Annotated in this window: 21 protein-coding genes; 12 read left to right on the top strand and 9 right to left on the bottom strand. The window is 71.4% G+C overall.

Going from position 1 to position 24,229, the window contains the following annotated elements; genetic code table 11:
• Positions 1–11: 11 nt before the first annotated feature.
• The 5 genes from NFT33_RS05555 to NFT33_RS05575 form a co-directional block, all read right to left on the bottom strand.
• Positions 12–155, bottom strand: coding sequence for a hypothetical protein (locus NFT33_RS05555; protein ID WP_220784685.1), 144 nt, complete (start codon positions 153–155; stop codon positions 12–14).
• Between the two features lie 396 nt (positions 156–551).
• The gene (locus NFT33_RS05560) at positions 552–2,339 is read right to left on the bottom strand and encodes an ABC transporter ATP-binding protein (RefSeq protein ID WP_251673767.1); all 1,788 of its coding nucleotides are present in this window, start codon (positions 2,337–2,339) and stop codon (positions 552–554) included.
• 4 nt (positions 2,340–2,343) lie between these two features.
• Complete coding sequence (locus NFT33_RS05565; RefSeq protein ID WP_251673769.1) at positions 2,344–3,372, bottom strand: ABC transporter permease; 1,029 nt, start codon at positions 3,370–3,372, stop codon at positions 2,344–2,346.
• Between the two features lie 14 nt (positions 3,373–3,386).
• Positions 3,387–4,325 (bottom strand): ABC transporter permease, encoded by a 939-nt coding sequence (locus NFT33_RS05570; RefSeq protein WP_251673771.1) that lies wholly within the window; start codon positions 4,323–4,325, stop codon positions 3,387–3,389.
• Positions 4,322–5,077 carry a class II glutamine amidotransferase gene (locus NFT33_RS05575; protein ID WP_251673774.1) on the bottom strand — a complete coding sequence of 252 codons (756 nt, stop codon included), beginning with the start codon at positions 5,075–5,077 and terminating at the stop codon, positions 4,322–4,324. The genes NFT33_RS05570 and NFT33_RS05575 overlap by 4 nt, the downstream gene beginning before the upstream one ends.
• Positions 5,078–5,146: 69 nt before the next feature.
• Between NFT33_RS05575 and NFT33_RS05580 the strand changes: the two genes are divergently transcribed.
• Entirely contained in the window at positions 5,147–6,337 is a 1,191-nt protein-coding gene (locus NFT33_RS05580; protein ID WP_251673776.1) for a zinc-binding metallopeptidase family protein, read from the top strand.
• On the opposite strand, the gene NFT33_RS05585 is transcribed toward NFT33_RS05580, so the two are convergent.
• Positions 6,309–8,621: a putative bifunctional diguanylate cyclase/phosphodiesterase gene (locus tag NFT33_RS05585; RefSeq protein ID WP_251673778.1), complete on the bottom strand. Its 2,313-nt coding sequence runs from the start codon at positions 8,619–8,621 to the stop codon at positions 6,309–6,311. The genes NFT33_RS05580 and NFT33_RS05585 overlap by 29 nt on opposite strands.
• Positions 8,622–8,722: 101 nt before the next feature.
• On the bottom strand, positions 8,723–9,970 hold the full coding sequence (locus NFT33_RS05590; RefSeq protein ID WP_251673780.1) for an NAD(P)/FAD-dependent oxidoreductase: 1,248 nt from the start codon (positions 9,968–9,970) through the stop codon (positions 8,723–8,725).
• A 178-nt stretch (positions 9,971–10,148) separates the two neighbouring features.
• On the opposite strand from NFT33_RS05590, the gene NFT33_RS05595 reads away from it, so the two are divergent.
• Together NFT33_RS05595 and NFT33_RS19215 are read left to right on the top strand one after the other, a co-directional pair.
• Positions 10,149–10,583: a TraR/DksA family transcriptional regulator gene (locus tag NFT33_RS05595; protein WP_251673782.1), complete on the top strand. Its 435-nt coding sequence runs from the start codon at positions 10,149–10,151 to the stop codon at positions 10,581–10,583.
• An 82-nt stretch (positions 10,584–10,665) separates the two neighbouring features.
• Positions 10,666–13,014, top strand: a complete 2,349-nt coding sequence (locus tag NFT33_RS19215) for a patatin-like phospholipase family protein (protein WP_309296117.1) — start codon at positions 10,666–10,668, stop codon at positions 13,012–13,014.
• Between the two features lie 16 nt (positions 13,015–13,030).
• Here the strand turns inward: NFT33_RS19215 and NFT33_RS05615 are convergent, their stop codons facing one another.
• Together NFT33_RS05615 and yihA are read right to left on the bottom strand one after the other, a co-directional pair.
• Positions 13,031–14,098, bottom strand: coding sequence for a LacI family DNA-binding transcriptional regulator (locus NFT33_RS05615; protein WP_309296118.1), 1,068 nt, complete (start codon positions 14,096–14,098; stop codon positions 13,031–13,033).
• Positions 14,073–14,822, bottom strand: coding sequence for a ribosome biogenesis GTP-binding protein YihA/YsxC (gene yihA, locus NFT33_RS05620; RefSeq protein WP_251673785.1), 750 nt, complete (start codon positions 14,820–14,822; stop codon positions 14,073–14,075). Before yihA ends, NFT33_RS05615 begins: the two co-directional genes overlap by 26 nt.
• Positions 14,823–14,939: 117 nt before the next feature.
• Between yihA and NFT33_RS05625 the strand changes: the two genes are divergently transcribed.
• From NFT33_RS05625 to lipB, 9 genes are all read left to right on the top strand, one after another.
• Entirely contained in the window at positions 14,940–15,521 is a 582-nt protein-coding gene (locus NFT33_RS05625) for a c-type cytochrome (protein ID WP_376744128.1), read from the top strand.
• Between the two features lie 126 nt (positions 15,522–15,647).
• Complete coding sequence (locus tag NFT33_RS05630; protein WP_251673789.1) at positions 15,648–17,771, top strand: cytochrome c biogenesis protein ResB; 2,124 nt, start codon at positions 15,648–15,650, stop codon at positions 17,769–17,771.
• Between the two features lie 25 nt (positions 17,772–17,796).
• On the top strand, positions 17,797–19,164 hold the full coding sequence (gene ccsB, locus NFT33_RS05635) for a c-type cytochrome biogenesis protein CcsB (protein ID WP_251673791.1): 1,368 nt from the start codon (positions 17,797–17,799) through the stop codon (positions 19,162–19,164).
• 67 nt (positions 19,165–19,231) lie between these two features.
• On the top strand, positions 19,232–19,633 hold the full coding sequence (locus NFT33_RS05640) for a hypothetical protein (protein ID WP_251673794.1): 402 nt from the start codon (positions 19,232–19,234) through the stop codon (positions 19,631–19,633).
• A 65-nt stretch (positions 19,634–19,698) separates the two neighbouring features.
• Positions 19,699–20,721: a protein-methionine-sulfoxide reductase catalytic subunit MsrP gene (gene msrP / locus NFT33_RS05645; RefSeq protein WP_251673796.1), complete on the top strand. Its 1,023-nt coding sequence runs from the start codon at positions 19,699–19,701 to the stop codon at positions 20,719–20,721.
• On the top strand, positions 20,721–21,362 hold the full coding sequence (locus NFT33_RS05650) for a protein-methionine-sulfoxide reductase heme-binding subunit MsrQ (RefSeq protein WP_251673798.1): 642 nt from the start codon (positions 20,721–20,723) through the stop codon (positions 21,360–21,362). The genes msrP and NFT33_RS05650 overlap by 1 nt, the downstream gene beginning before the upstream one ends.
• Positions 21,363–21,484: 122 nt before the next feature.
• Positions 21,485–22,705, top strand: a complete 1,221-nt coding sequence (locus tag NFT33_RS05655) for a hypothetical protein (RefSeq protein ID WP_251673800.1) — start codon at positions 21,485–21,487, stop codon at positions 22,703–22,705.
• 160 nt (positions 22,706–22,865) lie between these two features.
• On the top strand, positions 22,866–23,408 hold the full coding sequence (locus NFT33_RS05660; RefSeq protein ID WP_220784658.1) for a hypothetical protein: 543 nt from the start codon (positions 22,866–22,868) through the stop codon (positions 23,406–23,408).
• Between the two features lie 103 nt (positions 23,409–23,511).
• The gene (gene lipB, locus NFT33_RS05665; RefSeq protein ID WP_376744132.1) at positions 23,512–24,168 is read left to right on the top strand and encodes a lipoyl(octanoyl) transferase LipB; all 657 of its coding nucleotides are present in this window, start codon (positions 23,512–23,514) and stop codon (positions 24,166–24,168) included.
• The last annotated feature ends 61 nt before the right edge of the window (positions 24,169–24,229 follow it).

Here is a 24,229-nt window from a genome sequence, read left to right on the forward strand (position 1 = left end):
GACGCGGACCTTCAGCGCGCAGGCAGCGCAGGCGCAGGTGCCTGCGAGACGGTGGGCTCGGGCGCGGCATCATGGGCGATGTCGGCACCGGCAAAGGCGCTGAAGGCGAAGATGAGGGCGGCTGCGGTGAGCCATTCGGACCAGCGGAACTTCATGTCGGACTCCGTTTGAAGCCTTAATCGCCAGCGCAGCGTACGCCCGGACGCGATGGTCTGCTGCGTCAGGTTGCAACGGTGACCGCGCTGTGCGGCAGAAGTTCACGCATTCTTGCGACTGCTTGCGCTTGCGATGTTTCCGACAGGTTTCCGCAGGGCGTCAGCAGGGCATCAGCGGGCGCGGGCGAGCACCGGCGCATCGTCCGGTGGCGAGACGGCGGCCCCGGCGCTCAGGGCCAGGGCCAGGGCAGCGGCGGCAAGCCAGTCGGTCCAGCGGGGTTTCATGGAAAGATCCTTGCGAGATGGCGGACGGCCAATGGTCGCAAGGCGGGGCCGGTCCGCATCGGCGGATGAATGCGGCCAACCGGACCCAGAAAAGTCGATGCGGGAAACCGCTCAGTTCATGGGTCCGGTGCGTTCGGCGCGTCCCGCCAGGCCGCGCGGCACGGCGGCCAGCAGCCGCCGCGTGTAGTCCTGACGCGGCGCGGCCAGCAGCGCGCGCGTCTCGCCCTGCTCGACGACGCGGCCGTCCTTCATCACCAGCAGCTCGTCGGCCATGAAGCGCACGACGGCCAGGTCGTGGCTGATGAAGACATAGGCCAGGCCCAGCTCGTCCTGCAGGTCCTTCAGCAGATTGAGCACCTGGGCCTGCACCGAGACGTCCAGCGCCGAGACCGCCTCGTCGAGCACCAGCACCTCGGGCGAGAGCGTCAGCGCCCGCGCGATGGCGATGCGCTGGCGCTGGCCGCCGGAGAACTCGTGCGGGTACTTGCCGAACGCCGTGCCGTCCAGCCCGACGCGTTCGAGCAGGGCCAGCGCGCGGCCCTCGCGCTCGCGGTCGTCGGCGCCGAGGGCGTGGATCCGCATCGGCTCCAGCAGGGTCTGGCCGATGGTGAAGCGCGGGTTCAGCGACGCGTACGGGTTCTGGAACACGATCTGGATGCGCCGGCGCAGCGCCTGCCGCGCCGGGCCCTGCAGCGTGAACAGGTCCTCGCCGTCGAACAGCACCTGCCCGGCCGTGGCCTCGTGCAGGCGCAGCAGCGTCAGGCCCATCGTCGTCTTGCCCGAACCCGATTCGCCGACCACGCCCAGCGTGCGCCCGCGCCGCAGGCGGAAGCTCACCTCCTGCACCGCCTGGAACTCGCGGCGCCGGAACAGGCCCTCGCGGAAGCTGAAGGTCTTGCCCAGGCCGCGGGCCTCGATCAGCACCGGCGCGTCGTCGGCCGATTCGAGGCGCGGGCGGCGGGCCGGCGCGGGCGCGCGGCCGGCGATGTGGTCGTCGATGACCGCCAGCCGCGGCGCGTCGCTGTCGAGCGCCGGCCGGCAGGCCAGCAGCGCGCGGGTGTAGGCGTCCTGCGGCGCGGTGAAGATCGCCTCGACCGGGCCCTGCTCGCGCACCTGGCCGTGGCGCATCACCACCACCCGGTCGGCGATCTCGCCGACCACGCCGAGGTCGTGGCTGATGAACAGCAGGCTCATGCGCCGCTCGCGCTGCACCCGCTCGAGCAGCTCCAGGATCTGGCGCTGGATGGTCACGTCGAGCGCGGTGGTCGGCTCGTCGGCGATCAGCAGGCGCGGCTCGCAGGCCAGCGCGATGGCGATCATCACCCGCTGCTGCTGGCCGCCCGACAGCTCGTGCGGATAGGCCGACAGGCGCCGGCGCGGCTCGGGCAGGCCGACCTCGGCGAGCAGCTCCTCCGCCCGCACAAGCGCCGCGCCCCGGCCCAGGCCCAGGTGCAGGCGCAGCGGCTCGACGATCTGCTCGCCGATGGTGAAGACCGGGTTCAGCGAGCCCATCGGGTCCTGGAACACGCAGGCGATCTGGCGGCCGCGCAGGGCCCGCAGCTCGGCCGGCGTCGCACCGAGCAGGTCGCGGCCGTCCCAGAGGATGCGCCCGCTGCGCTCGGCGTTGTCGGGCAGCAGGTTCAGGATCGACATCGCCGTCACGCTCTTGCCCGAGCCGGACTCGCCGACCAGCGCGACGGTGGTCTCGGCCGGGATGTCGAGATGGACGCCGCTGCCGGGCGCCTCGCCGCCGACCGCGCGGCCCCAGCGCGGCTGGCGGCCCTGGCCGCTTTCCCGGCCGAGGCGGAAGCGCACCCGCAGGTCCTCTATGCGCAGCAGCGGTGCGTCCGGGGGCAGCAGGCCGGCGGGCAGGGCGATGTTCGGGATCGGCAGGTCCATCGCGTCAGCCCTCCAGCCCGCGCAGCTTCGGATCGAGCGCGTCGCGCAGCGCGTCGGTCATCAGCGAGAAGGCGGTGACGAACACCGCCATGAAGGTGGTCGCGGTGGCGATCTGCCACCAGTAGCCCAGGATCAGCTCGCTCTGCGCCTCGGCCAGCATCGTGCCCCAGCTCACCTGGTCGACGCTCACGCCCAGGCCCAGGTAGGACAGGATGACCTCGTACTTGATGAAGCCCACGACATGGATCGAGAGCTGCACCAGCACCACATGGCTGACGTTGGGCAGGATGTGGCGGAACATGCGCTGCCCGGGGCTGGCGCCGATCGCCTCGGCGGCGCGCACATAGTCGCGCGCAGCGTGCTTCATGAACTCGGCGCGCACCAGCCGGTAGATGCCGGTCCAGCCGGTCAGCCCGAGGATCAGCACCACGCTGGTCACGCCGCGCCCGGCCACCGCCGCGAAGGCGAAGATCAGCAGGATGCCGGGAATGGACGTGAAGACGTTGTAGACCCACTCGAGCAGATCGCCGACGCGCCCGCCCAGGAAGCCGGCCAGCGCGCCCAGCACCGTGCCGATCGCCGCGGCGACCACCGCGGCCAGCACGCCGACCAGGATCGAGATCTGCGAGCCCTTGATCGCCTTGTCGAGCACGCTGCGGCCGAGCCGGTCGCCGCCCAGCGGCAGCGTCTCGGCCAGCTGGGTGGTCTCGACCGACTGGCGCGCGGTGGCCTCGTCCCACTCGCGGTAGCGTGGCGCCAGCGGATCGACGCTGGAGAGGTCGAGCAGCGGCGCGCTGGCCGCAGGCGCCGGCAGCCCCGGCATCGGCAGCGCCTGCGGCGCCGGGCCCAGCAGCGTCGGCGGCGCGTAGGACACGCCGCGCTCCTGCTGCCAGTGCGCGCCGGCCAGGCCGGTGACGGCCGCCAGCACCAGCAGCGCATACAGCAGCACCACCGCGATCGCGGTCATGCCGACGCGGTCGCCGCGCAGCCGCCGTGCGGCCAGCGCCCAGACGCCCTCGGAAGTCGTACCCATGCCGGGAAGGGCGCTCATTTCAGCGTCACCCGGGGATCGACCGCCTTGTAGAGCAGGTCGGTGAGCAGGTTGATCAGCATCGTGATGACCGCCAGATAGATCGTCACCGCCTGGATGACGGGGTAGTCGCTGCGGTTGACCGCCAGCATCACCTCGCGGCCGATGCCGGGAATCGAGAAGAAGACCTCGATCAGGAAGGAGCCGACGAAGATGCCGGGCAGCTGCATCGACACATTGGTCAGGATCGGGATCAGCGCGTTGCGCAGCACATGCTTCATCAGCACCGCACGCTCGCCCAGGCCCTTGGCGCGCGCGGTGCGCACATAGTCCTGGCCGATCTCGTCGAGGAAGAAGCTGCGGTACAGCCGCATCTGCGGCGAGATGCCCACCATCACCGCCAGCAGCACCGGCAGCGGCGCGTAGGTCGTCAGGTTGGTCCAGACGCTGTCGGTCCAGCCCTGCACCGGGAACCAGCCGAGCTGGAAGGCGAACAGCCACTGGCCGACGATGACGTAGACCAGGAAGCTGACGGACAGCGCCACGGTGGTGACCACCATGATCGCCCGGTCGGTCAGCGAGCCGCGCACCGCCGCCACCGCCAGCGCGAAGGGAATCGCCAGCAGCGCGTCGAGCACCAGGATCGGCGTCATCACCGTCAGCGTGGCCGGCAGCCGGGTGGCGAAGAGCTGCGCGACCGGCTCGTTGGTGGCCCAGCTGCGGCCCCAGTCGAAGTGCAGGATCTGGTTGACGAAGATCCAGAGCTGCTCGACGACCGGGCGGTTCAGGCCAAGCTGCTCGCGGATCTGCGCGACCTGCTCGGGCGAGGCGTTCAGGCCGGCGAGGATCTCGGCCGGGTCGCCGCCGAAGCCCTTGAACAGGAAGAACACGCCCAGCACCACGCCGGCGAGCGTCGGCACCATCTGCCAGAGGCGGCGCAGCAGGTAGGCGCTCATGGGAGCCGGTCTCCGTCAACGAACACCGCCAGCTCGCCCGGCGCCAGTGCCACCCAGGCCTCGTTGGTGGTCAGCGGCTCGGTCACCACGACGGCGACGCGGTCCTGCGGCGTGGTGTGCTCGGCGAAGTCGACCGTCAGGTCGGCGTCCTGGAGCTGGGCGTCGGCGAAGGGGTGGCGGCGCAGCACGTAGTGCAGCCGGGTGGTGCAGTGCGCCCACAGCGCCTCGCCCTGGCTGAGCAGGAAGTTGAAGGTGCCGTGGCGGGCGATCTGCGGTGCCAGTTCCGCCAGCGTCTGCGTCAGATCGGGAATGCTCGGCATGCGCGCATGGTTCTTCGCCAGCTCCTGCATCAGCCAGCAGAAGGCGCGCTCGCTGTCGGTGTCGCCGACCGGGTGGAAGCCGGCGTGCAGCTTCGGGCGGTAGTCGACCAGGTTGCCGTTGTGCGCGAAGACCCAGTAGCGGCCCCACAGCTCGCGCACGAAGGGATGGGTGTTCTCCAGCGCAACCCGGCCCTGCGTGGCCTTGCGGATGTGCGTGACGATGTGGCGGCTGCGGATCGGGTAGTGGCGGATCATCGCCGCCACCGGCGACTCGGCCGCGCTCTGGTGGTCGACGAACAGGCGCAGGCCCGCGCCCTCGAAGAAGGCGATGCCGAAACCGTCCCGGTGCTCGACGGCCCGATGGGCGAAGCCGGTGAAGCTGAAGACCAGATCGGTCGGGGTGTTCGCGTTGAGGCCGAGCAGCTGACACATGGCCCGAGACACTAACATGCCGGACATGATTTCCAGTGCCGGGGGAGCCTGCGGATGATGGACGGATGGATGGACGGATTCCTGTCCCGGCTGGGACGGCAGATCGCCGACCGCTGGCACACGCCACGCCAGCCGCGCACGCCGCGCGCCTACCGCTGCCTGTGCGGCGCGGCGGTGTTCTTCCGCAACAGCGGCTGCCTGAGCTGCGGCCGCGCTCTGGGCTTCGATCCGGCCGGGCGCACGCTGCTGGCGCTGGAGCCCGACCGCGAGGACGCCAGCCTGTGGCTGGAGGCGCGGCCGGCCTCGGCGCTGCATCTGCGCGCGGCGCGGCGCTGGCGGCGCTGCGCCAACGCGGTGTCGGCGGCCGGCTGCAACTGGCTGGTGCCCGACGAGGAGCGCACCGGCGCGGGCGAGCGGCCGGCCTTCTGCATCGCCTGCCGGCTCAACCGCATCATTCCGGACCAGACCTTCGAGGCCAACCAGCGCGACTGGGGCCGGATCGAGCTGGCCAAGCGCCGGCTGGTGTCGCAGCTGCTGGCGCTGGGGCTGCCGGTGCAGTCACGTCTGGCGGGCGCTGGCGGCGAGGACGGCGCGCGCGGCCTGGCCTTCGACTTCCTGCGCCCGGTCGACGGCCAGCCGGTCATGACCGGACATGCCGGCGGCATCGTCACGCTCAATGTCGACGAGGCCGACGACCCGGTGCGCGAGCAGATCCGCGCCCGCCTGCGCGAGCCCTACCGCACGCTGCTGGGCCATCTGCGCCATGAGGTCGGGCATTACTACTGGGACCGGCTGGTGGCCGGCAGCGACTGGATCGGGCCCTTCCGCACCGTCTTCGGCGACGAGCGCGCCGACTATGGCGCGGCGCTGGAGCGGCATTACCGGCTCGGTCCGGCACCGGACTGGGCGCAGTGGCATGTCAGCGCCTATGCCGCCAGCCACCCGTGGGAGGACTGGGCGGAGACCTGGGCGCACTACCTGCACATGGTCGACGCGCTCGACACCGGCCTGAGCTTCGGGCTGGACGCCGACGATGTCGAGGTCGATGTCGCGATGTTCGGCGCGGAGGTGCTGGAGACGCCGGACCCGGAGTTCCTGCGCCTGGTCAACGCCTGGGTCGAGCTGACCGCGCTGCTCAACGAGATGTCGCGCAGCATGGGCGTGCCGGACTTCTACCCCTTCGTGCTGGTGCCGGCGGTGGTGCGCAAGCTCCACCTGGTGCATCGCATCGTCACGCGGCCTGCAGCGGCGCCGCACTGAGCGGGACGACCGGCTCGCGCTGCGCCGCCACATGCTCGCCGAAGGCCTGCGGCGGCATCGGGCGGCCGTAGAGCCAGCCCTGCGCCAGCTCGCAGCCCTGCTCGCGCAGGAAGGCGGCCTGCTCCTCGGTCTCGACGCCCTCGGCGACCAGGCCGAGCTTCAGGCTGTGGCCCATCAGGATGATCGCGCGCACGATGCCGGCGCGGTCCGGCCGGGTGGTGATGTCGCGCATGAAGGACTTGTCGATCTTCAGCGTGCCGATCGGGTAGCGCGTCAGGTAGCCGAGCGCCGAGTAGCCGGTGCCGAAATCGTCGATCGCCAGCGTCAGGCCCAGCGCGCGCAGGCCGTTGAGAATGTCCTCGGCCTGGTTGCGCTCGTCGAGCAGCAGCCGCTCGGTGATCTCCAGCTCGATCCACTCCGGGCGGCAGGCGCTGGCGTCGAGCGCGTCGCGCACCGTCTGCACCAGGTCATGGTTCATGAACTGGCGCGGCGACAGGTTGATCGCGATGCGCAGCGGCTCGCCCGGCGGGCGCTCGCGGTTCCAGGCGGCCGCGGCGGCGCAGGCCTGCTGCAGCACCCAGGTGCCGATCGGCACGATCAGGCCGCAGTCCTCGGCCACCGGGATGAAGCGGTCGGGCGGCACCATGCCGCGCTCCGGATGCTTCCAGCGCAGCAGCGCCTCGGCGCCGACGATTTGCGCGTCGTCCAGGCCGACCTTGGGCTGGTAGTGGATCTCGAACTGGCCCTCGGCGATCGCGCGGCGCAGGTCGGCCTCGAGCGCAAGACGCTCGCGTGCGCGCTCCGACAGCGATTCCGAGTGGAACTCGTGGCGTGCGCGGCCGCGTGCCTTGGCCTCGAACAGCGCGGTGTCGGCCTGGCGCATCAGCAGCTCCGGCTCCGACAGGGTCTGGCCCTCGCCCACGGTGGCGATGCCGATGCTGGCCGACACGAAGACCTGCTGGCCGTCGATCTCGTAGGGCTGCGACAGCGCCTCGACGATGCGCCGGGCGATGCGCTCGAGCGTCTCGCGCTCGAGCGCGTTGTGCGTCAGCACCGCGAACTCGTCGCCGCCCAGGCGCGCCACCGTGTCGCGCTCGCGCAGGCAGCGCAGCAGGCGCTGCGCCGCGGCGACCAGCAGCCGGTCGCCGGCGGCATGGCCGAGCGTGTCGTTGACGTTCTTGAAATGGTCCAGGTCCAGCATCAGCACCGAGCTGACCGGCTGCTCGCGCAGCCGCGCCTGGAAGCCGGCGCGGTTGATCAGGCCGGTCAGCGTGTCGCGGAAGGCCAGGTCGTGCAGGTCGCGCTGGGTGGTCTTCAGCTCGGTGATGTCCTGCGTCGTCGTCATCGTGAAGCGTGCGCGCCCGTCCGCTCCGTACTCGAAGCGGTGCACGACGCGCAGGTCGCGCAGGCCGTCGGGGCCGTCGATGCGGGTGTCGAAGTGCAGCTCGGCCTCGCCGCGCTGCATGGCTTCGCGGGTCAGCGCCTGCACCCGGCCGCGGTCGCTGGCGACGACGCGTGCCCACAGCGGCGACAGGTCGCCGACTGTCTCGCTGTCGATGCCGAACTGGCGTCGTGCATGGGCCGACAGCGTCGCGGTGCGCGCGCGGTGGTCCCACAGCACATGGCCCATGCGGCCGACCCGCTCGGCGTCCTCGAGCCGGCTGACCAGCAGCTCGCGGTCGCGCCGGCCGTCATGCAGCGCCTGCATCGCCCGACCGGTGCGCCCCGGGCCCTTGAACATCACCAGGTGCAGGTACCACAGCAGCGCCAGGCCCAGGAAGAGGTGGGCGGCGTCGCCGCGCAGCACCAGCAGCACCGACAGCGGCCCGAGCGCGAGCGTGCCGAAGATGGGCAGCGTGCCCTTGACCATGCCGGTCAGCGCGGCGCTGCCGGCACACACGCCCATCAGCGTGAACAGGATGACGATCTGGTGCAGCGGGTCCGCGCTCTGGCCGAAGAACAGGCCCAGCGCGCCCCAGGCCAGACCGCTGAAGACCGTCTGCCCCAGCGCGATGCGGCGCCAGATGGGGCTGCGCCAGCGCAGCCGGCCGCCGCCGCGCAGATAGAACCAGGTCAGCGCCAGGCGCGAGGCCATCACCAGCTCGGTCATCAGCACCCAGGCCGGCAGGGCCAGACCCGGCACCGAGTCGCGGATCACCAGACCGACGGCCGCGGCCACGACCATGCCGGAGCCGAGCGTCAGCGGCGACTCCTCGTAGTGCATGTCGATCAGGCTGCGCTCCCAGGCGTCGTCGGCCTGGGGCGGGTGCGGTGTGCTGCTCATGATGCCGGGGCCGAGGCCCGTCTGTCCCTGGCGGGACATCGGCCGTGGCGCCGGAAACTGGAGCCCGCGATCGGGCGGGGCGGTGCGGGCCGGCGATCCGCTCAGCGGGTCAGCAGCCTCAGCATGCCGCGCAGCGACACCAGATGGCCCGGGTTGGCGGTCTCGTCGAGCACGCCGCTCATGCGCCGCAGCAGCCGCGGGCTGCGGCGGGCGCGCCAGATCACCAGATCCGCCAGCCAGGGGTGGCGGTTGACGCTGTTGGCGCGCTCGTAGAGCGCGAACTTCGGCTTCAGCGCCGCCAGCCGGGTCGCGTAGTCCTGCCGGATCGTCGCCTCGTCCCGGCCGGCGCGCTCGCCCGCCAGCAGCGTGTCGGCGGCCAGGAGGCCGGTCTCGAGCGCCTTGCCGATGCCCTCGCCGGTGAAGTCGTAGGTCGAGCCGAGCGCCTCGCCGGTGGCGATCAGGCCGGCGCGGCCCTCGTGCCGGGCGCCCTCGAGCGTGCAGCGCAGCGGCGCGCCCTTCAGGCCGCCCTGCAGCTCGCCGCCGTCCATCAGCCGGCGCGCCGGGGCGTAGACCCGGGTGAAGTCGTCGAACATCTGGCGCAGGTTGGCGTCGGCGGCGCGGTCGCGGCCGTCGTCGCCGCGGCGGAAGAAGGCGCCCACGCCGATGTTCCAGGTCGCCTCGCCGCAGGGAAAGATCCAGCCGTAGCCCGGGCGCAGCGCGCGGTCCCAGACCACGTCCATCGTCGCGAGCTGCCCGGCCAGCGCCGGATTGCGCACATAGCCGCGCAGCGCGATGCCGCTGGGCGTGCGCCGGGTGCACAGGCCGGTGGCGAGCATCGGCCCGACGCTGGCGCCGGTGGCCAGCACCACCCAGCGCGCGCGAACCTCGTGCATCAGGTCGCCCTGGCGCAGCCGCGCGCCGACGACCCGGCCGCCGTGCTCGATCACCGCATCGAAGCGCACCGGCGTGACCCGCCGCGCGCCGGCGCGCTCGGCATGCCGCACCAGCAGGAAATCGAGCTGCCGGCGCGGCAGTACCGCCAGCGTGCCGGGCACGTCGACCTGCCCGCCGCGCGGCGCCACGCAGCGCACATGGCTGACCCGCGTCGCAGGGCGCATCACCTCGTCGAGCAGGCCCAGGCGCGCCAGCGCCGCGTGCGCGTCCGGGATCAGGCCGTCGCCGCAGACCTTCTCGCGCGGGAAGTCATGCTGATCGACCAGGCAGACCTGCAGCCCCGCGCCGGCCAGCACCGTGGCGCAGGCGCTGCCGGAGGGTCCGGCGCCGATGATCAGCACGTCGCAGGCATCCGGCAGCGTGCCGGCGGGGGCGGGTTCGGGCAGGCTCAGCATGAGCCCGATTCTAGGCAGCGCCGATCGCGCGCAGCGTGTCGAGCGTGATGTCGGCGATCACCGTGCCGTCGTCGGCCAGATCGTCGGTCTTGAGCGGGATCAGTCCGGCCGCACCGCGACGGTGCGACGATGGTCGCGAGGCGGGTGTTCCTCGCCGCAGTCCAGGAGATCCGACGCCATGACCACGCTTGCCCCTTCCCCCGTTTCCGCCGCTGCCGCGCTGGATGCCGCGCAGCGCGGTTCGCTGCGCGAGGTGCTGCTGGCGCGTCGCCAGGCGCTGCTGGACTCGCTGGCGCTGCACACCGGCGGGGCCAGCCGCGCCCAGCATGCGCATGAGCTGCTGCAGCAGGGCAGCGACGACCTGCGCGAGCATGCGGCCGACCGCGAGGTCGATCTGGCCTTCACCGATCAGGAGCGGCTCGAGCTGGCCGCGATCGGCCAGGCGCTGCAGCGCCTGGAGGCCGGCGCGGCGGGCGACTACGGCCTGTGCGATGACTGCGGCGCCGCGATCGCCTTCGAGCGGCTGCAGGTGCAGCCGCAGGCGCTGCGCTGCATCGGCTGCGAGACCTTGCGCGAGCGGCGTGGCGGCCGCAGCGCCGCCGGCACGCTCTGACCCCTCTGACCCCTCTGATGCCTCGGATTCGCGCCGATTCCCTCTGATCGAGGGGGCTCGGGCGCTGGCACAATCGGCGCCCATGAGCGGATCAAGATTCTGGTGCGCGCGCCTGCTGGGCGTCGTGCTGGCCCTGCTGAGCTCCGCCGTGCACGCGCAGATGCCAGCGGGCGTGCCCGGCGGCGACCCCGAGGTCGACACCCTGGTCGGGCCGGCGCTCGGGCGTGCGCGCATCGGCCTGGTGCTGTCGGGCGGCGGCGCGCGCGGCCTGGCGCATGTGGGCGTGCTGGAGGTGCTCGAGCGCGAGCGCATCCCGGTCGACGCGATCGCCGGCACCTCGATGGGCGCGATCATCGGCGGCCTCTACGCCAGCGGCATGGGCGCCGATGACATGCGCCGCGAGCTCGGCGCGATCGACTGGGGCGCGATGTTCGCCACCCGGCTGCCGCGCGAGAGCCTCGGCCAGCGCCGCAAGGAGGAGGACTTCGAGATCTCCCCGGCGATCGAGGTCGGCCTGGAGCGCCTGGGCGGACAGCCGATGCTGCCGATCGGCTCGGTGTCGAGCCGCGAGCTCGAGCTGCTGCTGCGCCGCCACACGCTGGCGGTGCGCCGGGCGCCGAGCTTCGACGGCCTGCCGATTCCCTTCCGCGCGGTCGCCACCGACATGGAGAGCGGCGAGGCGGTGGTCTTCCGCGATGGCGACCTGGCGCAGGCGCTGCGCGCGAGCATGTCGGTGCCGGGCCTGTTCGCGCCGATCGAGGTCGACGGGCGCATCCTGGGCGACGGCGGGCTGGTCGACAACCTGCCGGTCGACGTGGCCCGCGCGATGGGGGTCGACCGCATCATCGCGGTCAACATCGGCACGCCGCTGGCCGGGCGCGAGACGCTGGGCACGGTCATCGGCGTGACCACGCAGATGATCAACATCCTGACCGAGCAGAACGTGCAGCGCTCGCTGGCGCGGCTCGATCCGCGCCAGGATCTGCTGATCGCGCCGCCGCTGGGCCGTCTGACCTCGGCCAGCTTCGACCGCGCCGCCGATCTGGTGGCGGCCGGACGCGAGCATGCCGAGCGCATGCTGCCGCAGCTGGCCGCGCTGCGCCTGAACGAGACCGACTGGCAGGCGCACCGCCGCGCCCAGGCGCGACCGCAGGATCCGCCCGAGCCGGTCGCCTCGGTGCGCTTCGAGGGCCAGGACCTGACGCAGCCGCAGCGCCTGGCCCCGGTGCTGGCGCTGCGTCCGGGCCAGGACTTCTCGGTCGAGCAGGCCGAGCGCGACAGCCGGGTGCTGGCCGCCAGCGGCGACTACATGCAGGTCGACTACCGGGTCGAGGACCTGCCCGCCGGCGCCGGCCTGGTCTACCGGCTGGCCGAGAAGCCCTGGGGGCCGAACTATTTCCGGCTCGGTCTGGCGCTGCAGAGCGACTTCGCCGGCCAGGGCGAGTTCAACATCCAGCTCAGCCACAACCGCCACTGGCTCGACGAGGCGGGCAGCGAGTGGCGCAACCGGGTGCAGCTCGGCTCGGTGCCGCGCTGGTTCAGCGAACTCTATGTGCCGCTGGGCGCGGGCAGCGGCCCGGCGAGCGACTGGTTCGTCGCGCTCTCGACCGATCTGTCCCGGCGCCGGCAGACCACCTACCGCTCGATCGGCCCGGACGAGGACGGCCGCGACCCCGAAGTGCTCGGCGACCCTGTGCGCAGCAGCCTGGGCGTGGGCATCGATCTGGGCCAGCCGCTGGGCGAGCTGGGCGAATGGCGCATCGGCCTGGTGCGGCAGATGTTCCGCATCCAGCCGGAAAGCGCCTACACCGTGCGGACCGAGACCGGCAGCCTGGCGCTGCAGTCGCTTCATGCCCGCGAGGAGGCGCTGCGCAGCACCCTGGTGATGGACCAGCTCGACCATGCGGTCTTCCCGCGCAGCGGCTGGCGGCTGCGGCTGGAGGCGCAGACCGGCCGGCGCCGCCTCGACGAGCTGGTGCTGCAAGAGGCGCAGCGGCGCTTCCACCGGGTCGAGCTCGATCTGGCGGAGGTGGCCAGCCGCGGCCGCCACACCGTCGATCTGACGCTGAAGCTGCGGGCGGCCCGCCAGTCGCAGGTCGACGGCGCGCCGGGGCACTACACGCTCGGCGGCTTCCACCAGCTCTCCGGCTACGAGACCGACCAGCTCTCCGGCGACGGGGTGCTGCTGGGCCGGCTGACCTGGCAGGTGCGACTGACCGGCCGGCCGGTGCTGACCCGCGGCGTCTTCGCCGGCATGACGCTGGAGGCCGGCAATGCCTGGGCCCTGCCGCGCGAGATGCAGCTGACGCCGCTGCGCTGGGGCACCAGCGCCTTCCTGGCGGCCGACACCGGCATCGGGCCGCTCTACCTGGGTCTGACCTGGGCGCCGCAGGGGCGTGCCGGCATCACGCTGAGGCTGGGCCGGCCCTGAGCGGGCAGTGGCCGGTTCAGCGCATCGAGCTCTGGCGCACCACCAGCTCGACCGGCAGCGTGCGCGGCGGCGCGTCGCGCCCGGCGACCCGCTCGAGCAGCGCCTCGACCATCTCGACGCCGGCGCGCGGCACCGGCTGGCGCACCGTCGTCAGCGGCGGGTCGGCGTGGCTGGCCCACTCGATGTCGTCGTAGCCGACCACCGCGACGTCGCGCGGCACCTCGCGGCCGTGCAGCCGCAGCACCGGCACCACCGCGGTGGCCAGCACGTCGGAGCAGGCCACCACCGCATCGAAGTCGACGCCCTGCTCGAGCAGCCGGCCGACCTCGGTGCGCGCGCGCGCCGCGTCGAAGCCGACCGCCAGCACCCGGCAGGCCTGCGGTCCCAGTCCGGCCTCGGCCAGTTCCTGCTGGTGGCCGCGCAGGCGCAGCGCCGACTCCGGCGTGGTCGGATCGCCCAGGAAGACGAAGCGCCGGAAGCCGCGTTCGATCAGGTGCCGGGTGGCCAGGCGGCCGCCGCCGAGGTTGTCGCCGCCGACCGAGCAGTAGCGCTGCTGCGGCAGCTGCGCGCCCCAGACCACCAGCGGCACGCCCTGGTCGGCCAGGCGGTTGAGCTGATCGTGGCTGTGCCACTGGCCGATCAGGATGATGCCCAGCGCGGTGCCGCTGTCGTAGGACAGCGAGGCGTTCTCGAGCTGGTCGGCGTCGATGCGCGACACCAGCATGTCGTAGCCGCGATCGGTCAGCGCATCGGCCAGGCTGCCCAGCATCGACAGGAAGAAGGGGTCGGAGACATGCAGCCGCGTCTGCCGGTCGTACGGGATGACGACCGCGACGGTGCGGTTGTGGCGCAGCCGCAGGTTCTTCGCGCTGATGTTGATGGTGTAGTTCAGCGAGCGCGCCAGCTCGGTGATGCGCTGGCGGGTGGCGGCGCCGACCTCGGTGCTGCCGTTGAGCGCGCGCGACACGGTGGCCACCGACACGCCCGCGATGCGGGCGATGTCGGCCATCTGCAGCCGGCCCGGGCGCGTCGGCGTGCCCGGGCCGGGCGGATCGGACTCAGGCGGGGCCGGCGGCAGGCTCATCGTCGGGCTCGGCGGGGGGCGGAGTGAAGTCCGGCAGCACCATCGCACCGAGCGCCCAGTGCTGCAGGATCTCGGCGGCGTCGCCGACGCCCTGGCGCTTCAGCGCGGAGAACAGCGTGATGCCGATGTCGGATTCCTCGGTCGAGACCTCGCCCAGCACCTCCTGCGCGCGGCGCAGCGATTCGGCCTGCTCCTTGCGGTTGAGCTTGTCGGCCTTGGTCAGCAGCACCAGCAGCTTGACCTCGCCGTTGACCACCCGGGGGGCCACGAAGCTCAGCAGCTGCCGGTCCAGATCGGTGAAGCCGTGGCGCGAGTCCACCATCTGCACCACGCCGGCGAGGTTGCGCCGCACCCGCAGATAGTCGGCCATCACCTCCTGCCAGCGCAGCTTGGAGGCGCGGGCCACCGCCGCGTAGCCGTAGCCGGGCAGGTCGGCCCACAGCGCCTGCGGCATCTCGCGCGGTCCGACCTCGAACAGGTTGATGTGCTGGGTGCGTCCGGGCGTCTTGGACGCGAAGGCGAGCTGGCGCTGCTGCGCCAGGGTGTTGATCGCGGTCGACTTGCCGGCGTTGGAGCGTCCGACGAAGGCGATCTCGGGCAGTTCATGGGCCGGCAGCTGGTCCAGACGGCTGGCCGTCGTCAGGAAACGGGCCGTGTGGGTCCAGGCGAGTGCCGCGCGCGTGGCGTCGGCGCCACCCGGGGGTGGTGTGGTGGTGAGGCTCATCGCCGGCATTGTAAAATCGTCCGGTTTCACGTCTGTCACCCTCCCGCCAGCCCACGGGGCCGCTTCATCATGAAATCGCACTTCAAGTCGCTTCTTGCTCTGCTTGCGGCAGCCGCCATGGCCACCCCGCTTGCCGCTTCCGAGTCCAAGCCTGCCGCGAAGGCCGATCTGGTGAAGGGCGAGGCCATCGCCACCCAAGTGTGCAGCGCCTGCCATACCGCGGACGGCTCGCGCGGCTCGGCCGCCAACCCGATCATCCAGGGCCAGCACCCCGAGTACCTGGTCAAGCAGCTGCAGGAGTTCAAGTCCGGCAAGCGCGACAACGCGATCATGAAGGGCATGGCCACGCCGCTGAGCGACGAGGACATGAAGAACGTCGCCGCCTTCTACGCCAGCAAGCAGCCCAAGCCGGGCGCGGCGCGCAACAAGGAGCTGGTCGCGCTGGGCGAGAAGATCTACCGCGGCGGCATCGCCGACCGTCAGGTGCCCGCCTGCGCCGGCTGCCACAGCCCGAGCGGCGCCGGCATCCCGGCCCAGTACCCGCGCCTGTCGGGCCAGCACTCGGACTACACCGAGCTGCAGCTCAAGGGCTTCCGCGACGGCGTGCGCAAGAACAACGCGGTGATGACCGGCGTGGCCGCGAAGATGAACGACCGCGAGATCAAGGCGGTTGCCGACTACATCTCCGGCCTGCACTGAGGCGGGCGGCTTGCCGGAGATTCCATCTCCGGCGCCGATTGACAAAGATCAAAAAGGCCGGTCCCAGACCGGCCTTTGTGCATCTTTACACTGTCTTCAGTCCCTGTTCGCATAATCCGGTCCGCCATGTCCGCCTCATCCTCCTCCTCCACCGCCGGCCTCGAGATCGGTCGCGGCTCGCGCTGGCTGCGGGAGAGCGTCGAGCTGCTGTCGTCGATGCGCTTCGCCATCGCGCTGCTCACGATCATCTGCATCGCCTCGGTGATCGGCACCGTCATCCAGCAGCACCAGCCGCCGGTCAACTATGTGAACCAGTTCGGGCCGTTCTGGGCCGACGTGTTCGGCCGGCTCGGGCTGTACGCGGTCTACAGCGCCGGCTGGTTCCTGGTGATCCTGGCCTTCCTGGTGCTGTCGACCAGCCTGTGCATCGCGCGCAACACGCCGAAGATCCTCGCCGACCTGCGCACGACGAAGGAGGGCATCCGCGAGAGCGCGCTGCAGGCCTTTCCGCACAAGGCGCGAGGTGAGCTGTCGCTCAACCGCGATCAGGCGCTGGCCCGGGTGCAGGAGCTGCTGTCGGGCGCAGGCTGGAGCGGCAAGGCGCAGATGCGCGAGCGCGGCGTGATGGTGGCGGCCCGTCAGGGCGCGACCAACAAGCTGGGCTACATCGCCGCGCATGGCGCGATCGTGCTGATCTGCATCGGCGGCCTGTTCGACGGCGACCTGATCGTGCGCGCGCAGATGGCGCTGCTGGGCAAGACGCCGTTCGAGGGCGGCGGCATGATCCGCGACGTGCCGGCCGAGCACCGCCTGTCGCCGTCCAATCCGACCTTCCGCGGCAATCTCTACGTGCCCGAGGGCGCCACCGCCGGCACCGCGGTCATCAACCTGAGCCGCGGCATCGTGCTGCAGGATCTGCCCTTCAGCATCGAGCTGAAGAAGTTCGTGGTCGAGTACTACGACACCGGCATGCCCAAGCTCTTCGCCAGCGACATCGTGGTGCACGATGCCGACGGCACGAAGACCGAGGCCAAGATCAAGGTCAACGAGCCCTTCATCCACAAGGGCATCGCGATCTACCAGTCCAGCTTCGAGGACGGCGGCTCGAAGCTGACGCTGCTGGGCCGGCCGATGGGCCGCCCCGGTGCGCCCTTCGAGGTCAAGGGCGAGGTCGGCGGCGTGACCACGCTGAGCAGCGGTGCCGACGCGAAGAACAGCTTCCAGCTCGAGTTCACCGGCCTGCGGGTCATCAACGTCGAGAACATGGCCGCCGAGGCGCCCTCGGCCTCCGGTGCCGATGTGCGCAAGGTGGACCTGGTCGACTCGCTCGGCCAGCATCTCGGCTCGGGCGCGCGGCCGTCGGGCGACAAGCAGCTGCGCAATGTCGGCCCTTCGGTGGTCTACAAGCTGCGCGATGCCGCCGGCCAGGCCCGCGAGTACAGCAACTACATGCTGCCGGTCGATCTGGACGGTCTGTCCGTCTTCCTGGTCGGCGTGCGCGACACGCCCGACCAGCCCTTCCGCTATCTGCGCATTCCGGCCGACGAACGCGGCACGATGGACGACTGGATGGGCCTGCGCGCCGCGCTGGCCGATCCGGCCAGCCGGGCCGAGGCGGCGCGCCGCTATGTGCGCCAGGCCGCACCGGACGGCAAGCCCGAGCTGGCCAGCCAGCTCGAGACCTCGGTGCTGCGGGCGCTGACGCTCTATGCCGGCGACGAGGTGGTGCGCCAGGCGGCACCCAGCGCCGGCCTGCAGGCGCTGCAGGACTTCATCGAGGACTCGGTGCCCGAGGCCGACCGCGCCCGCACCTCCGAGGTGCTGATCCGCATCCTCAACGGCGGCCTGTTCGAGCTGACCAATCTGGTGCGCGAGCGCGCCGGCCACGCGCCGCTGCAGCCCGGCAACGCCACCCAGCGCTTCATGGGCCAGGCGGTGCTGTCGCTGTCGGACTCCTTCGCCTACCCGGCGCCGGTGGTGCTGAGCCTGACCGGCTTCGAGCAGATCCAGGCCAGCGTCTTCCAGCTCACCCGCGCGCCGGGCAAGACCCTGGTCTATGCCGGCTGCGTGCTGCTGATCATCGGCGTGTTCGCGATGCTCTACATCCGGGAACGCCGGCTGTGGATCTGGATCGAAGGACCGGCCGACGCGACGCGCACCACGGTGACGATGGCGCTGTCGGCCACCCGCCAGTCGCTGGACAACGACAAGGACTTCGACGCGCTGGCGTCGAGGATGCTGAAGCCCTGATCCCTCTGCCTCCCCCGCCGCCGCCATGAACACCACCACCGCGTCCCCGACGACCACGACGACGACGCTGCAGCTCGGCCGTGCGTCCTACTTCGGTTCGCGCAGCCTCTACGACTGGCTGTTCGCGCTGCTGCTGCTGGGCGGCGCGGTCTTCGTCTGGCAGCGCTACGGCGCGGCGATGAACGGCTACGAGGAGGGCATCCTGATCGGTGCGGTGCCCAGCCTGATCGCGCTGGGCTGGTTCTGGGGGCCGCTGCGCACGCTCAGCCTGGGCGTGGGCGCCGCCTCGCTGATGGCGATCTCGCTCTATCTGCGCCAGACCGACGCCTTCGGCGCCGACCTGGCCGCCGCCGAGCAGGTCTTCCTGCTGAAGTACATGCTCTCCAGCCAGAGCGCGATTCTCTGGATGAGCGTGCTGGTCTTCATGAGCACGATCGCCTACTGGGCCGGCCTGCTCTCGGGCAGCGACGCGGCGCAGCGCATCGGCTCCTGGCTGGCCTGGGGTTCGGTGGTGATGGCGCTGATCGGCACCTTCGTGCGCTGGTTCGAGAGCCATCAGATCGGCCCGGACATCGGCCACATCCCGGTCAGCAATCTGTACGAGGTGTTCGTGCTGTTCGTCTGGATGACGACGCTGATCTACCTCTACTACGAGCGCCACTACGCCACCCGCTCGCTGGGCGGCTTCGTGATGCTGATCGTCAGCGCGGCGGTCGGCTTCCTGCTCTGGTACACCGTTTCGCGCGGTGCGCACGAGATCCAGCCGCTGGTACCGGCGCTGCAGAGCTGGTGGATGAAGATCCATGTGCCGGCCAACTTCGTCGGCTACGGCACCTTCGCGCTGGCGGCGATGGTCGCGCTGGCCTATCTGGTCAAGACCGCGCCGCCGCGCTCGCTGTGGCTCGGCCTGGTGGGCGTGCCGGGTGCGGTGCTGCTGGTGCTGGCGGGCTTCTGGGCCTTCGGCGGCGTGTCGCCGGAGATCTCGCAGGCGCTGCTCAAGACGATGCGCATGCTGGGCGGCTGCCTGGCGCTGTTCGCCTTCACCATCGTCGCCCGCGGCGTGATCGGCGCCCGCACCCCGGCGCCCGAGGTGCTCGACGACGTGATGTACCGCGCCATCGCGCTGGGCTTTGCCTTCTTCACCATCGCCACCATCCTGGGTGCGTTCTGGGCTGCGGAAGCCTGGGGCGGCTACTGGAGCTGGGACCCCAAGGAAACCTGGGCGCTGATCGTCTGGCTGAACTATGCCTCGTGGCTGCACATGCGCCTGGTCAAGGGCCTGCGCGGCCAGGTCGCGGCCTGGTGGTCGCTGGTCGGCCTGGTGGTGACGACCTTCGCCTTCCTCGGCGTCAACATGTTCCTGTCGGGCCTGCACTCCTACGGCGAGCTGTGAGCGCCTGAGCGGCGCTTCAGCCCGGGCGGCGCCCGGCCGATAGCGCGGGGCAGAGAGGTTCCCTGCCATGCCCCACATCCTGCGCGACGCCAGCGGTCGCATCGTCAGCGTGCACCGCGATCCGCAACCCGGCAGCGAGGCGGTGCCGGCCGATCACCCGGAGCTGGCCGAGCTGCTGGGCGAGTCCGCCACCGAAGCGGCCTTCGCCAGCCTGGACGCCGGGCTGATCCGGGTGCTCGAGGATCTGGTCGATGTGCTGGTGGCGCGCAACATCATCTGCATCACCGACCTGCCGCCCGAGGCGCAGCACAAGCTCTTCACCCGCAAGAACTTCCGCGACCGCTTCCAGCGCAATGCGCTGCAGCTCTGGGGGGACGGGCCCTCGACCGCCTTTGGCGGCGACACGCTGATCCCCACGATCGGCGGGGACGAGCCGGTGCCTGCCCGTCCGCGTCGCCGGCCGCTGTAAGAATCGGGCGTCTTCCCCGACAGAAGGGCTGTCCTGCTGCCCTGCTGTCCGCCCTGGAGCGCCCGATGCCTGTCCGACCCCACGCCCATCCCGATCACGGCTTCATTCATCCGCGCTCGAGCGAGATCACGCCGCGCGAGATCCACGAGCGCCGCCGCGACTGGCTGCGCCAGCTCGCCGCCGGCGCGGGTGGCCTGGCGCTGGCGGGCTGGGCCGGGCGCGAGGCGCTGGCGCAGCCGCAGTCGGCCTCCGCACCCGTCCGGCCGGGACGTCTGGCCGCGCTGCCCGGCGCGCGCAGCGCGGTGGCCGGCGCCACGACGATGGAGCGTTCGACCGCCTACGCCGACATCACCGCCTACAACAACTTCTACGAGTTCGGCACCGACAAGGCCGATCCGGCGCGGCTGGCCGGACGGCTGCAGACCCGGCCGTGGAGCGTCGTCGTCGAGGGCGAGGTGAAGCGGCCGCAGACGCTCGACCTCGACGCGCTGCTGCGCCTGGCGCCGATGGAGGAGCGCATCTACCGCCTGCGCTGCGTCGAGGGCTGGTCGATGGTGATCCCGTGGGTCGGCTGGTCGCTGGCCGAGCTGATCCGCCGCGTCGAGCCGACCGGCAATGCCAGGTATGTCGAGTTCCACACGCTGGCCGATCCGAAGCAGATGCCCGGCGTCAGCTCGCGGGTGCTCGACTGGCCCTATGTCGAGGGCCTGCGCCTGGACGAGGCGATGCATCCGCTGACGCTGCTGGCCTTCGGCCTCTACGGCGAGGTGCTGCCGAACCAGAACGGCGCGCCGGTGCGGCTGGTGGTGCCGTGGAAATACGGCTTCAAGAGCGCCAAGTCGATCGTGAGGATCCGCTTCACCGAGCGCCAGCCGCTGACCGCCTGGAACCGCTCGGCGCCGCAGGAGTACGGCTTCTATTCCAACGTCAACCCGGAGGTCGACCACCCGCGCTGGAGTCAGGCGACCGAGCGGCGCATCGGCGAGGACGGCCTGTTCGCGCGCAAGCGCCCGACGCTGCCCTTCAACGGCTATGGCGCGCAGGTGGCCTCGCTGTACGCGGGCATGGATCTGAAGAAGTTCTTCTGATGACCGCGCCTGCGCTCGCCCGCCTCGACGCGGTGCTGCGCCGGCCGGGGGCCAGGCGGGTCGTCTGGCTGCTGTGCCTGCTGCCGCTGCTGGGCTGGGTCGTGCGCGGCAGCACCGGCTGGGCTGGCGGTCTGGGCGTCAATCCGGCCGAGACGCTGCTGCGCGGCACCGGCGACTGGACCCTGAACCTGCTGCTGGCCGGCCTGGCGCTGACGCCGCTGCGGCGCCTCTCCGGCCTGAACGGCCCGATGCGCTGGCGCCGCACCGTCGGGCTGTGGGCCTTTGCCTATGCGCTGCTGCATGCGCTGGCCTATGCCTGGCTGGACATGGGGCTGGACCCGACCGCGATCGTCAGGGATCTGGGCAAGCGGCCGTTCGCGCTGATCGGCTTCCTGGCCTTCGTGCTGCTGCTGCCGCTGGCGCTGACCTCGACCGACCGCGCGATGCGCGCGCTCGGCGGCCGGCGCTGGCAGCGGCTGCACCGGCTGGTCTATCTGATCGCGCCGCTCGGTCTGCTGCATCTGGCCTGGATGCGGGCCTCGAAGGGTCGGCTGGCCGAGATCGCTCCCGAGGTGCTGGCACTGCTGTTGCTTCTCGGACTGAGATGGTGGCGTCGTCCGGCCCCGCGTTCCCTGGATTGACGCGCCGGAGTGCCTTCCAGATCACACCCGATCCGCTCCGGTTGTGACAAAGTTGGCAAATTTGTTGACACAATTTTCAGGCATCCTTAGGATTGATGTAACAAATTGTCTGGGAGGGGATCGTGAATGCCAACACGACAGAGACGGACATCGAGACCCAGCCGCCCTGGGATCTGATCGCGCTCCTGGTGCTGGCCTTCATCGTGCTGGGCTGGATGGCGCTGGCGGTGTCCTACAACCCGAGCCGGGGCGCGCAGCACACCTTCGAGAGCCTGCACAGCGTGGTGCTGCACCAGTACCAGACGCTGCCCTGGCGCAGTTTCCTGACCGAGATGCACAGCCGCCACGGCCCGGCCTTCTATGCGCTGGTCAGTGCGCTGGGCCTGTCGCTCGAGGGCATGCGTGCGGCCGGGCTGGTGATGCATCTGACCTCGACGCTGCTGCTGCTGCAGATCGCCCTGCGCCTGGGCACGGACTGGCAGAAGGCGGCACTGCTGGCGAGCGCCTTCTTCGCTTCGCCCTTCCAGTTCGGGCCGGCGCTGTGGGGGCATCCCGAGGCGCTGGCCATGCTGCTGCTGGTGCTGGGCCTGGCAGTGCCGCGCCTGACCCGTGGCCTGTCGCGGCATGCGCCGGTCGTGCTGCTGCCGCTGACGGTCACGGTCGAGCCGTCCGGCGCAGCGGCGGTGGCCGCTTCCTGTCTGGATGACTGGCGCCGTCGTCGCTGGCTGGCGCTGCTGCCCAAGGCGGGCGTGGCGCTGCTGGCCTTGCTGACGATCCATCTGACCTGGCGCGAGATGCCGGCGCGGGGTCTGTCGGATGCGCTGCCGCTGCCGCATGCCCGTGCCTTCCTGATCGCGCTGGCGCTGCTGGTGCTGGGCCTGCAGGCGGGCGACCGCATCAACCGGCGGGTCCGGCCCGCCGTGCTGCTGCATCGCTTCCTGCTGCTGTGGCCGGGGGTGGTGGTGCTGTATGCGCTGTCGCCCGCGCTGGTCGGCGGGGGCTTCGTGTTCTCGCGGCTGGACCGCATCGAGGGTGCGCTGCTGGCGGTGCATCTGGCCAGTCCGGCGCTGATCGCCCTGGTGCTGGCCTGGAGCTGGAACGCGCTGCGCAGCGACCGGCTGGCCAGCGCGCAGATCCTGATCTGTGCGGCGGCGCTGGCCTGCGCCGGCCAGGGCTCGCTCTATCTGAAGGATGTGGACTTCTTCTTCTGGCCCCTGCTGCTGATGCGGCTGCTGCGCTGGGGCGCACGCCGTCCGGCACTGCGCGAGTCGCTGCTGCAGGCCGCGATCCTGTGGACCGGCATCGCGCTGACACTGGCGACGCTGTCCTATCCGACGCTCTGAGCGTCGTGCATCGATCGTGCTGATTGCACGGCGATCCTGCCGCTTTTCCGGCCCACCCTGAGGCGAGGGGGAGTCATCGCGCGCCGGCCTGCCTAGGATCGAGGCCTGTCGAGCGACCGGTTTCAGCGTTGCCGGCAAGCGGGGGAAAGAAGCGATGTCGATGAACATGCATCACGAGAAGGCGAGCGGCCGGCTGGAACAGGAAGCGCGTCAGGACGGCTGGATCCAGCGGCTGGAGCAGGCCCGCCAGCGGCGCGACCATCTCGAGATGGCGCGGCTGCTGCTGGCGGCGGCCGACCAGGCGATGGCCGAGGCCGGGCCGGACGACGAGACGCTCGAGCACGCGCAGTGGCTGCTGGCGCGCACGCAGCGCTCGGTCAGCGCCACCGGCAGCCATGCCGAGGGCATCCGGGCGACGGCCGAACTGCTCGAGGCGATGGATCGGCTGCTGCGGATGTGGGTCGAGCGCGATCGTCCGGCCGCCGCGCGGCTGGCCATCGAGCAGGTGCGCGACACCGCCTTCGACCTGGCGCGCCGCGTCGAGCGCAGCGAGGATCTGGGCCTGCGCTGCACCCTGCTGCTGCGCACCGCCGATGTGCTCGAGCGCATCGGCGATGCGGTGGACGCGCAGTCGCTGCGCGCGCGTGCCTTCCACCGGCTCGGCAGCGCGCTGGGCGGGGTCGACATCGCGCTGGCCGCCTGAAGTCCGGCCGGGCTGGCCGTGGCGGGGCAGGGCGGTGTGACAATGTCGCATGACTGCCGCCACGATCCCTGCCCACGCTGACCTGTCCGGCCCGCTGCTGCGCATGCTCGGTCGGGTCGAGCACGGGCCCACCTTCGATGCGATGCGTGCCTTCACCGAGGCACGCACCCCCGACACGCCCGACGAACTCTGGCTGTGCGAGCATCCGCCGGTCTTCACGCAGGGCGTGGCCGGGCGGCCCGAGCATGTGCTGGGCGCCGGCAGCATCCCGGTGGTGGCGACCAACCGCGGCGGCCAGGTGACCTTTCACGGCCCCGGCCAGGTGGTGGCCTACCCGCTGATCGACCTGCGCCGGCTGGGCATCTTCGTCAAGGAATACGTCTACCGCGTCGAGGAGGCGGCAATCCGCACGCTGGGCGAGTTCGGCGTGACCGGCCACCGCGTCGCCGGCGCGCCCGGCATCTACGTGCGGCTGGACGATCCGTTCGCGCACGGCGCGCTCACCGGCCCGGCCGATCCGCGCGATCCGTTCCGCGGCCTGGGCAAGATCTCGGCGCTCGGCATCAAGGTCAGCAACCACTGCACCTATCACGGCGTGGCGCTGAACGTGGCGATGGATCTGGAACCCTTCGAGCGCATCAATCCCTGCGGCTATCCGGGGCTGCGCACGGTCGACTTGGCTACACTCGGCGTCTCGACCGACTGGGCGACGGCCGCCGACCTGCTGGCCCGCTACCTCGCCCGTCTGCTGAGCCGCTGAGGGCGACGCCGCCCGCCGGCTACGACGCCTTCCGCCCACCCGCTCTCCGCCGCCTCTCCAT

The sequence above is a fragment of the Sphaerotilus sp. FB-3 genome, from assembly GCF_023706025.1.
Classification (GTDB): domain Bacteria; phylum Pseudomonadota; class Gammaproteobacteria; order Burkholderiales; family Burkholderiaceae_C; genus Sphaerotilus; species Sphaerotilus sulfidivorans.